We start from the raw sequence: 12,244 nt of genomic DNA on the forward strand, positions 1-12,244 counted from the left end.
GATCCTCGACGACGCCAGCCGAAGCCACCGCAAGTTGGACCCGGCCGAAGGGCTCCAAGACGCCCAGCTCGACACCGGCGCCCGGCTGCACATCGTCCACTCCGACATCGGTCGAGACGGGCAGGTTTCAGAACGAACTCATGCGGGAGTCGGGGGGTCGATCGAGCCGCCCGGGAGGGGGATGGAGGCGTGTTGGATGAGTGGGTGACTGTGCTACTCCTCCGCAGGATTTGCGCGGTCCGCGAGAATGTTGGAGGTGTAGAGATGGCTCAGGCAGCGGCTTGCTGAAAAGCGGCGGGAAAGTGCTGGTCGTGGACGGCGAGGGCTGCTGACATGAAACGCTGGCCGTAAGGGGTGACACGGTAGAGCCGCCGCCGGGGGACCTTGGCGACCAGCCCGTGGCCTCGGAGCTTGACGATGAGCCGGGAGGTTCGGGCGCAGCGGCGCTTGACCTCGACGTCGTCGCGTGCAGGTCGGGGGTAGAGCCGTGCTTGGAGATGAGCGTTGCGGAAGCCGTTGATCAGGTGCTCGCCGGCGAGGGCGGCGCGGAACAAGGCCAGGTCGTCGTGGCCGATCGGGTTGAGCCGGGGGTGTTGTCTTCCCCGGTTGCGTATGGGCCGGCAGTGCCGGTCGAGGACGCGGATGGCGTCGGTGTTGTAGTGAGCGGCGGCGAGGGCCTCCAGGTAGCGTTCGTTGGCGCCCCGGCCGACTTGGTAGTAGCGAGCAAGGTTGGCCACCCCCTTGCGCATCGGGCACCAGACGCGGTGCCCGTTTTTGTTCCGGAGTACCCGGAACTGGGTGGGGTCGTTGATGGTGGTCTCGACCCGAAGCACGTTGGCCTTGTCGTAACACTTGATCGAGTTGCGGGCCATGGTGTGCTTGACTCGCCACCCCTCCGGGCGCCGCCGGGCGGAGCTGGTCACCTCGCAGGCGAGCTGTGGGGTGAGCTTTCGCCCGAGGAAGCGCAGGACATCCTCCGCACTGAACGCGGAGGCGGCGTGCGCGAACAAGGTGGGCAGGACTGCTTCGAGGTCCCGGCGAGAGCGGAACGCCACGTCGGTGGCCACCTCGGCTTGGTCCACGACCCACCAGTACGGTCCGTAGCCAGCCTTGCGAAGCATCGCCAGGTGCGGGTTGACCTGGCGGGCCAGGCCATCGAGCAGGCGACTCCAGCGTCGGCTGGCCCACCGCTCGGCCAGGCGCTGCGCCAGGGACCAGCTCGCCACCGAGACGATGGCGTTGAGGTATCGGGTATGACGCACCCCTTTGGCGGCCAGCGACGTGGACAGGGCTTCGCGGCCGTTGACCCAGATCTGCACCTCGAAAGGAAGCCACCCCTGAACCCGGACGTGGCAGAACCCGAGCTCGGGGTGGACGAAGTACCAGTAGTAGTGCAGGCACTTGCGCCGGCGGCGGATGATCTCGCGGCGTTTGGTCTGCTTGTTGCGGAAGATGTCAAAGCTGCTGCACGGCTCCACCGCGGCCAGCACGCAGATCAGCCCGGCGACGACACCGTCACGGGCCATGATCGAGCGCGCCAGGTCCTCCTTGCCGTTCCCCTTGGCCTTGGTGTGGGTCTCCGCCAGGTACAGATACGGCCTGCCCGCCTGGGCAGCCGCGCCCTGGGCGTGCGCTTTCACCTGGTCCGAGAGCCGCTTCGCCCAAGTGCCGAAGTCCTTCAGCAGCACGCCGTGGCGGTCCAAGAACGCCTTCATCCCACCCTTGGGGTAGAAGCGGGTCAGGTGCCCCTTGAAGATGAGCCGGTCGAAGCCGACCAGCTTGCCAACGACAGCGTCTTGGTGCACCATCTCGAACGCGGACACGGCCCGGCCCTCCTGCGGCAACTCGGTGGAGACGACCAGAAGTTCACCGCAGAACCGGGCCGGTCCGCACCTCGCTGCGGCCTCCTCGGTGAGCCACCACCGACCCGTTCGCATAGGGCCGGCTTCGCCGGCCCGGAACCCGACCCTCGTCACCACGAGGCGGCGCCCACCCGCAGACTCCGACCGCCCCCCGCCCGTCACCCCGGTCTCGGCTCACCCCAGGCGTTCGGTTGCGGCCGGAGGCTGCGGTAGGAAGCAATCGCCTACTGGCGGCTGATACCCGGCGGCGTCGAGAGCGGCAGCGATCTGCGAGTCGGTGTGGTCGTCGATGAGGCGATCGACCTCGGTGACGACGGCGGGGTCGAGCTTGGCGAGGTCGACGATCGATCTGGGCCGGGGTAGTTGGAAGCTGCGGGTGTCGCCGCCTCGGAAGCGGACGTGGACGTCGAGCACCTGGTTTCCGAGGCACAGGGTGACGTCGTCGATGATCAGTCGGGCCATACGCTTGCGCTCGCGCGCCGGTGTCTCCGGGTCGGCCCAGAGCCGCGGGAAGTCGGTGGCCAGAGCCAGGATGGCCTGGCGTTTCTCGTCGTCGAGGAGGACGTCGGTTTTCCGTTGACGTTCGTAATGCTCCTGCGCCGTGTCCAGGGCCCGGAGCTTGTTGTTCCACTCTGCTTCCAGGGTGACGGCGACGAGACGGTTGTCGGGGTCGACGCGCAGATAGCGTCGCTGGGCCAGTTCGGCCTCGTAGCGGGCCCGTTCCACGGACTGGCGGCGGAGGCGGTCAGCCTCGTCGGCCCGCGAGGCCAGCTCGTCTTGCACCGAGAGAGCCACCTCCAAGGCCAGTGGGGTCATCGTCTCGATCAGAAGCTCTCCGATGGCCCGGTCGACATCGGCGCCCACGATCCGCTGGCACGGTGATTCCGCCCGCTTGATGCCCTCGACCTGACAGGTGTATTGGGGCACGGCTTTGCCGTGGCGCATGTAATAGCGGATCGTCATGCGTCCGCCGCAGCGACCGCAGACAGCCAAGCCCTGGAGGAGGGCCGGGCCTTCTCGTGGGGGTCCGTGACGGCGGTCGCCGCCATAGGCGGCGGAGTTGGCTCGCAGTTGGGTCAGGTTCTGTTCGTGCTCGGCCCAGGTGATGTAGCCGGGATGGGCGTCGAGGATGAGGGTGTGCCAGTCTTCGCGGGGAAGGGTCTGGCGGATCCCGTTGGGCTGGGAGGTCTTCTTGGCCCGGGTGCGCCCATAGGCGAACGCCCCGGCATAGCGGGGGTTCTTCAACACGTTGAGGGCCCGATAGTGCAGCAGCGGCCCCCAGGCCAGTTCACCCTTGTGGGCACCGGACTGAACGCGACGGGGGAAAAGCCACCCTGCCTCGCGGAAGGCCCGAACGGTGGCAGTCGCCGACGTCGTGCGCCGGAAGGTCTCGAAGAACTGGCGGACGGCTTCTTGCACGGAGACATCCGGGTCGAGCACCACACGGCCAGCGGTGTCATAGACAAGCCCGACCGGGAGGGGCACTTCCAGCTCGCCCCGGCGGGCCTTGGTCAGCTGGCCGCCGATGAGCCGGGCCCGCAGCACGTGCAGCTCCGCCTCGGACATGGTGCCCTTCATCCCCAACAGCAGCCTGTCGTTGAAGTGGCTCGGGTCATACAAGCCGTCCTCGTCGAGGATCAGCGTGTCGGCCAGCGCGCAGATCTCCAAAAGCCGGTGCCAGTCCGAGGAGTTGCGGGCGAGGCGGGAGACCTCGAGGCCCAGCACCACGCCGACCTCTCCGATGCCGACCGCGGCCACGAGACGCAGGAAGCCTGCCCGGTCGGTGTCAGCGCCGGACTGGCCGAGATCGGAGTCGATCACCACTACTTGCTCCGGCTTCCAGCCCAGTGCCACCGCCCGTTCGCGCAGCGCGTACTGACGTTTGGTCGACTCGGTGTTCTCCAGCACCTGGCGCAGGGTCGACTGGCGGACATACAGGCATGCCTGGCGGGCGAGGTGAGCGGCCGTGATCTTGTTGCGGGCCTCAAGGTTCATGACACCACCAGCGGGGTGCGACGTCCCAGCGCCATCTCGGTCAGCACGCGCACCACTTCGGCCCCGACTCCGGCCGCCACCGGTCGCTGACTGGCCGCAACGACGGGCGAGGTCGCCGGGAGCGGGCTCCAGGCCCGCATCCACGCCGGCAGGCCCTGGCTCAGCATCAGCGTCAGCCCGCGGGGCGTGTCGCAGGCAACCTGCCCGGTCACCGCTGCCCTCAGGGCCTCATAGCCGGCGCAGAGCTCGTCGGCTGGCCTGCCGCTCATAGGTTCGGGCCGCTGTGGTCTTTTGGGCGGCGGGCGAGGGCGCGTTCAACGCTTCTGGGATGCACCCGCAGCCCGAACTCGGCTTGCGCCAACTCGACAAGGTCAGCGGAGGACAGCACCGGATCAGCGGCTGCTGCCTGCGCGAGCCGCTCCACGACCGCCTCGGTCAGCTTGTGAGCCCGTCTCGGCCCGGGCCGCTTCGCCAACAGCCCGGGGAGGCCAGCGGCCTCGAAGGCCGCCTTGGCCTCATAGAACGACGGTCTGGAGAAACCGAAGGTCGTGGCCGCGTCGCTCACCGTCGATCCGTCCTGGCGGGCCCGGCGCAGCATCTCGTATTTCACCTGCACCAAATCCCGTGCGTCGAAGAACTCAGAAGCGGTGAACCCTGCGTCGCTCACAGCCTCCGGACGGGGATTGAGCGCCCTTGCCGCCCGCAGCGCCTCCTCCTTCGGATCCGGCCTCTTCTTAGCCATCGCACCTCCTGATAATCACAAACGTGTAAGGCATATTATGCCGACACTGCACGACGGCTGTCAACGACCGCCATGAGATACGCCTGCAACAGAGGAACGTTCTGGCGTGACATGGCGGCCAGAGCGGGCATCCGACCCACCACCGGCAGAATGCACCTTACATACCCGGCATAGTTCGCCTTACACCCCGGGCGCGTGTCGGCGGGCGCAGACCATCAAGCAGATCCGCCAGCGCAAGAAGATCCGCCGGGCGGAACACCGACCGCCCAGCCGACATCACCACGAACGCGTCGGGAGCTTCGACGTCGGTCCAACTCGCCGGCAGCGAGAAGACCCGCTGGTCATCGGGCTTGCGGAAGAACACCCGGTGCTCCCCCCACGTGTGGGCGAAGCCCACCATCTCGTACTCCTCGCCCACCAACGGGTGAAACGGGTGGGTGATACGGAACCGCTGCGGATCGCTGCCCTCACGAGCAGTTGACGGTGGACGATAAGCCGCGGGTCGAACGCCAGGTGCCGATTCAGCGAGCCGGGGTTTCTCAGCCGGAAATCCCTTGCGTCCGCTACATCGTGGTGTTAGGGTCCACATTGTGGCAGCGGCCGAGCAGGACGACTCCGACCCAACCCGTCGGTCTGATGACAGCGAGATGCCCAGGGAGCTTGTTGACGGTGTCTCTCGTATTCTCGTGCTTTCCAAGGCACGCGTCTTGCTCGATGCGTTTTCCCCCGCGAACTCCGAGGTTACGCTGCAGGCACTCGTGGCTCATTCAGGTTTCCCGGCGACCACGTGCCTGCGCCTTGTACGTAACCTTGTGCACGAGGGCTTTCTCGAGCGAATAGGCGACCGCTATCGGATAGGGATGAACGTCGTGCGGTGGGCCTCCTGCGCCTTGGATGGTCGGGATCTTGTGGTCGCCGCGCGCCCAGTGCTTGAGCAACTTCGAAATAAGACCGGCGAAAGCGCACACTTGTGTGTGCGGCAAGGGGACTTTCGAGTGATGGTTGCTGTGGCCGAGAGCAACCACTCTGTCCTCCGCCTCCTGCGGGTTGGCGAGGTTGTTCCACTCCACGTTGGTTCGACCGGCAAGGTCTTCCTTGCGTTTGACCAGGCGGCTCCTATGCCCGGTGCGGCAGACCTCATCGCTTACACGCCCAACACTAAACTGGATGCCCGTGATCTGGAAAGTGACATCAACAAAATCAAAGATCTCGGATATGCAGTAAGTTTTGAGGAGCGTGACATCGGTGCAGTTGGGATTACGGCGCCAGTCTTCGATCGTCAGAACGACATGGTCGGGGCTATCGGGATTTCAGGACCGATCCAACGACTCGATGTTGAGCGGGCGCACGATCTCGTACCCTTTGTTCGTGCTGCCGCCTACATGCTCTCAGAACAGCTCGGGTACGAGGGTAATCTTGGCCGCCCCACAGGAGATGAGAAGGGAAGCGCATATGTCGGAGGCTGATCCACTGGGAGGAGTTCGGAGCCTGCTTGAGACTCCAATTCTCGATGAGCACAAGTGGCAGAAGGTGCCACAGATCCCGGCTGATGGCATCCTCCTCGACATGGAGGATTCGGCCCCACCCAACCGCAAGGCAGACGCCCGCGAGAAGGTGGTCGAGTTTCTCTCAAGGCCGGACTATTTCGCAGGGCGGCCTGTACTACCTCGTGTGAACTCTCTCGAGACACCGTGGGGAGAAGAGGATCTGCGTGCCCTCGCCGGCAGTGGCGCCGAAGTCGTTCTCTATCCGAAAGTTCGTACCTCTGGCGAGGTACGTGAGGTCGAGGCCATACTGCGAGACGGTGGTTCGCGGGCGAAGCTGTTCGTCATCGTCGAGACTGCTGCAGCGGTCATCAATTTGGCGGACATCGTCGGCACGGGGGCAGTCGCAGGTCTACTTTTTGGGCCTGCGGATCTTGCCCTCGACGCTGGTTTCGCCCACTTTGCCGATGGTGACCTTTTCGAGGAGCCGTACTATTATGTCCGTTCCAAGCTGATTCTTGTCGCCGCGGCGGCCCGCATCCCCGTATTTGGGATTCCTTTCGTCCCTGACATGCGGGATCTGACGAGGGTGAAACAGGAGGTCATTCGTGCACGCCGGCAGGGGTTCACTGGGCTGGCGACCTTCTATCCGCCGCACGTCGACATCATCAATGCGGTGTTCACGCCCTCGGGTGAAGAGATCGCCGAGGCTCGCCGCATTGTGAGTATGTACGAGGCTTCGCTGGCCTCGGGCGAAGCAGCGCTCTCAGAGGGTGGACACGCCGTTCTCGTCCACGATTACGAACGATCCCGCCGGATGCTCCGGCGCGCAGACGCATGAGCCAGGCCTTTACGACCGACCGCCGCTCACTTGTCCATGACTCCCTCAATCCGTTCGCGGGTCTGGATGTCAACGGGCTCCTCGAGGCAAGGGCGAATGCGCAAGGTTCTCGCACTTGGCTCGTCTGGCGCGACTTCGGAGGCTCTCGACGCGAATGGAGCTACAGCGAGTTCCTTGAGGACGTATGTTCCGTCGCGTCGGGACTGACCGAGCGAGGTGTCGTCGAGGCGAGTCGGGTCTGCATGTTCGTCGAGAACTGCCCCGACTTCCTTATTATGTGGTTCGCAGTCATGCGGCTCGGTGCAGTGATGGTTTCAATAAATGCTCGGTACAAGGCCAGCGAGTTGGCTGATGCCATCGAGCGTGCAGAACCGGCCGTACTCCTGACGTCCCTTGCCCTAATGCCTACGGCCGTCGAAGCCTTGGCAAGGCTAAAAGGGCGCGCTCAAAGTGGCCGCCAATCCAACGGCCCTCATTTGGTCGTTGCCGACATCGCAACAAGTCCCTCGACTGGTGCCGGTTGGATGCCGGTAGAGGGCTTGTCCGCGCTGCAACAAGCTCATGGAGCCAGTGGGGCAGCGAGTGCACGGGCAGGCGTGGTTCGCTCTCTCGCACCAGCGGGCGTCCAGTTCACCTCTGGGACGACGGCTCGACCTAAGGCAGTGGTGTGGACCCAGGCGAACTATCTCTGGGGAGCGAAGGTCTCGGCCAGTCACGAGAGTCTCACCGAGAGTGACCGACATCTCGTGCATCTTCCACTGTTTCACACGAACGCTCAAATCTACTCGGTCATGGCCACGTTGTGGGCCGGTGGCAGCCTCGTCTTGGTTCCGCGCTTCTCGACGAGTCGCTTTTGGCAGGTTGCCGTCGAGGAAAGGGTCACGTGGTGTTCGATGGTGCCGTTTACCGTGAAGGCCCTGCGGCGGCAGCCGGTGCCGGATCACGCCATCCGCGCTTTCGGCAATGCCCTGCTTGTGCCGAGTTGGGATCGCTATTTTGGCGTGTCCACGGTTGCGTGGTGGGGTATGACCGAGACGGTCACACATCCCATCGTGAGCGACCCGAGTATGGAAGGGCATGCTCTCGCCATCGGCAGGCCGGCTTGTGAATATGAGATCCGAGTTTCTGATGACGAGGGTCAGTCGTTGGATCGGGGCGTCGGATCGCTAGAAGTGCGTGGAGTAAGGGGAGTATCGCTTGCTCTTGGATACCTCGACGACCCGGCAGCTACAGCGTCGGTCTGGTCCGCCGACGGGTGGATGCGTACCGGTGACCGAGTCGAGGTCCACGATGATGGGTGGCTCAGCTTTGTCGAGCGGCAGGGAGACATGTTGAAGGTGGGCGGTGAGAATGTTGCGGCACTCGAAATTGAGCGGGTTGTGGCAGCGGTGCCTGGTGTTGAGGAAGTTGCCGTCGTTGCTGCGCCGGATCCGATGTTGGACGAGATTCCGGTTGCTTTCGTCGTCGTCGATGCAGCTGTCTCACCGGCCGAATCCGAAATGATACGAGCGCGGATTCGCGAAGCGTGTTCTCAGGAGCTGTCCAGTTTCAAGGTGCCCCGAGAGATCTACCTCGTTGAGGAGATGCCTAGGGCGACGCTTGAGAAGGTCGCCAAGGCAGAGTTGCGCGAATACGCGACGCGATTGCGCGATGGTGCATGACAGTGACAGTACGGAATGGACCTTCAGGAATGTTCCGGAAGCGCCAAGTGAGGATGCCTTAGAGATACGCCATGTAGCGAGTATGTCAGTATCACTGGCGTAGTAAACTAAACATGTTCCAATCAAGGGGGGATAAGTGAATTTCAAAAAGTCATCCAAACACATCCGGCAGAACCGGGTACGGCGCTGGCAGGCGCCGCTGATTGTCGCAGTAGCTGCAGTGCTTGTCGGGGCCTGCTCTTCATCGAGCAAGAATTCGGCGTCCGGTGGTGGCGGCGTTGTGAACAAAGGGGGGAACTCTAGTGGCGACTACGTCGTCGGGGCCACGCTCGGCCTCACCGGCCCCCTCGCGGAGGTCAGTAATGGGTACCGGCAGGGCATAGCCGCGTACTTCGACTCCGTCAACAAGGCGGGCGGGATTAATGGCCACAAGGTCAAATTCATCCCCCTTGATGACAGCGATGACGTCACCACCGGGGTGGCGAACGCACGCCAGCTGGTCAACTCAGACCACGTGTCGCTAATGTACTACATCCTGAGCAACATCCAGGCTGCGAACGCCTCGTTCTTGGCGCAGAACCAGGTCGTTACGCTCAGCCAGGCGGTGGACTCTGGCATTCTGAACCCGCCGCAGCACCTGGTCTTCGCCGGCGGGGTCGTCGAGCCGGACGAGGCGGTGCCGATGCTGAGCTTTGGCGAGTCCAAGCTCCCGCATGGAGCCAAGGGCTCTAAGGCCGCCGTCATCGTCGGCGAGAGTGCCGCCCTTCAGCAGCTCGCTACGCAGTTGGGCAAGGGTGCCAAGGCCCGGGGCATGACGGTCACCAGCAGTCAAGTGGTCCCGTTCTCCAGCACGGATCTATCGAGCGAAGCTGACACGTTCGCTTCGCAGAAGCCCGACATCATCTATTCGGGCCTGATTACCACGCAGGAGGCGTCTTTTGTTAGGGCACTCCGCCAGCGCGGCTTCACCGGCCCGATCGTCCAGTACGACGGTGGATCGTCCTACCCGCTCATGAAGCAGCTTCAAGACCCCCGGCTTTACATGCTATTTTCGCTATCATTTGGCCACAATGCCGGGCCTCAGGTGGGCGCCATGACTGCCGCTGCGACGGCCGCAGGTACAACGGCCTCAGCCTATTTCTTCCCACAGGGGTACGTGCAGGCGTATATAACAGCCCAAGGGCTGAAGAAGTGTGGCTACCCGTGCCCCGGCTCGAGCTTGGCCAACGGCCTTGAGTCCCTCGGGTCCATTGACACCGGTGGCTTGACCTTCGGTCCTTGGAACTACTCGAAGACGGACCACTCGGGAATCCAGGATGTCGCCTTCTTCAGCTGGTCCGGCGCCAAGGGCGACGCTGTGCAGGACGGAGGCAACTTCAAGATTCCGAGCAACTAGATGGCGCTCGAATAGCTGTTAGACCAACCGGAACCAAATAGACATATGGAGGTGGAGTTATGACCGCTACTGCAGTATCCACAAGGGAACAGGATTCTCTGGCAGACGTGAGAATCATCGACTGCGATTCACATCTCACTGAGCCGCCGGACCTTTGGTCGTCACGGGTCGGCCCAGAGTACCGGGACAAGATTCCCGTGCAGCAGACCGTCGACGGCCACACGGGTTGGTATCTCCACGATCGGCTGTGGGCCAGCACTGGGGGAAACACGATCGCCCAGGGTCCGGCCAAGCGTCTCGGGACGCACTTGGTCCAACCCTTCTCCGACATCGATCCCTCAGCCTGGTCGGTCAAGGAACGCCTCGCCGTGATCGATGAATTGGGCATCTGGGCCCAGATCCTTTACCCCAACGGCATCGGCTTCGCATCTAACCATCTGTTCGCTATCGAGGATGAAGCGGAGCGGACGCTTATCCTGCAGGTCTACAATGATTTCTTGATGGACACCCAGTTGGAGTCTGGCGGCCGCCTGCTGCCGCAGGGCGTGGTGCCATTCTGGGACATGGACCTTACGGTCAAAGAGATGACCCGCCTAATTGACAAGGGAATGAGGGGCTTCACCCTCTCCGACAAGCCTGAGATGATTGGGCTTCCCGAGCTAGTCGACCCATACTTCGACCCGATGTGGGACCTGTTCGCAGAGTCGGGGACAGTGGCAAACTTCCACATCGGGGCCGGGAACCGCCGCGAGGATATGGAGAGCCTGCGCTCGGGCTCCCCAGCCAAGCTATCGCGAACTGACGGCGCGCCCATCCCGTATCCCGTATGGGATGTCTTCGGCCGGCAACGCCGCTTGGCCGTCGGCGCGGCCCAGCTGTACATGAGTAACGTCAGAATCATCGTCAACCTTTGTATGAGCGACATCTTCGACCGGTTCCCCAAGCTCAAGATCGTGTCCGCTGAGAGCGGGATCGGTTGGGTGCCTTTCATCCTTGAGGCGATGGAGTACCAGCTCGACGAGATGGTGACTGACCCCGATGAGGTCGGGCTTCAGAAGCTCCGCCCAGCCGAATATTTCCGGGAACACATGTATGTCATGTACTGGTTCGAGAAGGTCGGGGCGGAGAAACTGATCGAGGACATCGGAGTAGGTAACGTCCTCGTGGAGACCGATTTCCCTCACCCGACCTGCCTGTACCCGAATCCCAGGGAGCACTTCGCCAAGGTGATGTCCGAGCTTTCCCCCGAGATACAGCGGCGGGTTCTGCAGGACAACGCGGCGGAGCTATACAAGCTTGAGCTGCCGTCTACCTGACGATCAAGCCGTTATGGTCGAGTGCGGTAGGGGAGGGAGGGCTGGTGGGCCAGATACTTGTAGGTCAGCTGGTGGTTGCAGCGCTGTATGCGCTCGTGAGCGTCGGCTTCGTACTCGTATATAAGAGCAGTAAGGTGCTCAACTTCGCCCAAGGCCAGTTCGTCTTGGTCGGGGGTCTGATCGCTTACAGCCTGGCTGTTGCTTTCGGCAGCCAGGCTGCGCCGACCATTATCGTTGCTACCGTGACGTCGTTCGTTCTCGGTCCGCTCGTCTATTGGCTAATTTTGCGACCATTGCTCAATGCCGGCGCGCTGGTCTTGGTCATGCTAACCATCGCGCTATCAATAGTCATGGCTGCGGTGGCTGCCATCATCTGGGGGCCGGGGACCAAGTTCGTCCCCATCGGCGTCAGCAAGTCGACGGTACATCTCGGTGCTGGCATCACGGTCAGCTGGCTGGACGTGGGCACGATTATCGTGGCGGTCCTGGTGCTTGGCGGCCTCTCGCTGGTCTTGCACTTCACCCGTTTGGGAGTGGCGACGAGAGCCGCAGCCGAGAACCCGGCTCTCGCCGGCTACCGAGGTGTCAACGTAACGAAGGTGACTGCTCTCACGTGGGCGTTCGCATTCGCCACAGCCACCCTGGCGGGCATCTCCTTCAGCATGCGGACCGGGCTTTCCGTCAGCAACGCCGACGTGCTCGGCTTCGCTGCCTTCCCGGCGGTGATGGTCGGTGGCCTGGACAGCGTCCCGGGAGCCCTAGTGGGAGCCGTAATCCTGGCCGAGATCCAAGGGCTCGGCGTTCGATATGTGGGCGCTAACTTTGGCGACGCCATCGGTTATTTGCTCCTGCTGGCTCTTTTGATCGTGCGACCAACAGGGATCTTCGGAAGCAGGGACATTCTTCGTGTTTGATTGGCGGTTTACTAGCAGGGGGCATAGAGGACC

Annotated in this window: 12 protein-coding genes; 7 read left to right on the forward strand and 5 right to left on the reverse strand. The window is 63.2% G+C overall.

Annotated elements, in window-relative coordinates:
• Nucleotides 1–208: hypothetical protein (locus K6U06_RS05545; RefSeq protein WP_262320915.1), on the forward strand; the 208-nt coding region annotated here is incomplete at its 5' end.
• A 61-nt stretch (nt 209–269) separates the two neighbouring features.
• Here the strand turns inward: K6U06_RS05545 and K6U06_RS05550 are convergent.
• The 5 genes from K6U06_RS05550 to K6U06_RS05570 form a co-directional block, all read right to left on the reverse strand.
• Nucleotides 270–1,823 carry a hypothetical protein gene (locus K6U06_RS05550; protein WP_262320916.1) on the reverse strand — a complete coding sequence of 518 codons (1,554 nt, stop codon included), beginning with the start codon at nt 1,821–1,823 and terminating at the stop codon, nt 270–272.
• Nucleotides 1,824–2,036: 213 nt separating this feature from the next.
• On the reverse strand, nt 2,037–3,857 hold the full coding sequence (locus K6U06_RS05555) for a recombinase family protein (RefSeq protein WP_262320917.1): 1,821 nt from the start codon (nt 3,855–3,857) through the stop codon (nt 2,037–2,039).
• Nucleotides 3,854–4,126, reverse strand: coding sequence for a hypothetical protein (locus K6U06_RS05560; protein ID WP_262320918.1), 273 nt, complete (start codon nt 4,124–4,126; stop codon nt 3,854–3,856). Before K6U06_RS05560 ends, K6U06_RS05555 begins: the two co-directional genes overlap by 4 nt.
• A complete protein-coding gene (locus K6U06_RS05565; RefSeq protein WP_262320919.1) occupies nt 4,123–4,599 on the reverse strand; it encodes a helix-turn-helix domain containing protein in 477 nt (158 codons plus the stop codon). The genes K6U06_RS05560 and K6U06_RS05565 overlap by 4 nt, the downstream gene beginning before the upstream one ends.
• Before the next feature lie 157 nt (nt 4,600–4,756).
• Nucleotides 4,757–5,188 (reverse strand): Y4bD/Y4pK family protein, encoded by a 432-nt coding sequence (locus K6U06_RS05570; protein WP_262320920.1) that lies wholly within the window; start codon nt 5,186–5,188, stop codon nt 4,757–4,759.
• Nucleotide 5,189: 1 nt separating this feature from the next.
• Between K6U06_RS05570 and K6U06_RS05575 the strand changes: the two genes are divergently transcribed.
• The 6 genes from K6U06_RS05575 (at nt 5,190) to K6U06_RS05600 (ending at nt 12,211) form a co-directional block, all read left to right on the forward strand.
• Nucleotides 5,190–6,065, forward strand: coding sequence for an IclR family transcriptional regulator (locus K6U06_RS05575; RefSeq protein ID WP_262320921.1), 876 nt, complete (start codon nt 5,190–5,192; stop codon nt 6,063–6,065).
• On the forward strand, nt 6,016–6,924 hold the full coding sequence (locus K6U06_RS05580) for an HpcH/HpaI aldolase/citrate lyase family protein (RefSeq protein ID WP_262320922.1): 909 nt from the start codon (nt 6,016–6,018) through the stop codon (nt 6,922–6,924). The genes K6U06_RS05575 and K6U06_RS05580 overlap by 50 nt, the downstream gene beginning before the upstream one ends.
• Complete coding sequence (locus K6U06_RS05585) at nt 6,921–8,585, forward strand: AMP-binding protein (RefSeq protein ID WP_262320923.1); 1,665 nt, start codon at nt 6,921–6,923, stop codon at nt 8,583–8,585. Before K6U06_RS05580 ends, K6U06_RS05585 begins: the two co-directional genes overlap by 4 nt.
• Before the next feature lie 136 nt (nt 8,586–8,721).
• The gene (locus K6U06_RS05590; RefSeq protein ID WP_262320924.1) at nt 8,722–9,981 is read left to right on the forward strand and encodes an ABC transporter substrate-binding protein; all 1,260 of its coding nucleotides are present in this window, start codon (nt 8,722–8,724) and stop codon (nt 9,979–9,981) included.
• Between the two features lie 59 nt (nt 9,982–10,040).
• Nucleotides 10,041–11,297 (forward strand): amidohydrolase family protein, encoded by a 1,257-nt coding sequence (locus K6U06_RS05595; RefSeq protein ID WP_262320925.1) that lies wholly within the window; start codon nt 10,041–10,043, stop codon nt 11,295–11,297.
• Nucleotides 11,298–11,341: 44 nt separating this feature from the next.
• Nucleotides 11,342–12,211, forward strand: a complete 870-nt coding sequence (locus K6U06_RS05600; RefSeq protein WP_262320926.1) for a branched-chain amino acid ABC transporter permease — start codon at nt 11,342–11,344, stop codon at nt 12,209–12,211.
• Nucleotides 12,212–12,244 lie beyond the last annotated feature (33 nt).

Origin of the sequence: Acidiferrimicrobium sp. IK, assembly GCF_025499425.1 — a bacterium.
Taxonomy (GTDB): Bacteria; Actinomycetota; Acidimicrobiia; order Acidimicrobiales; family Palsa-688; genus Acidiferrimicrobium.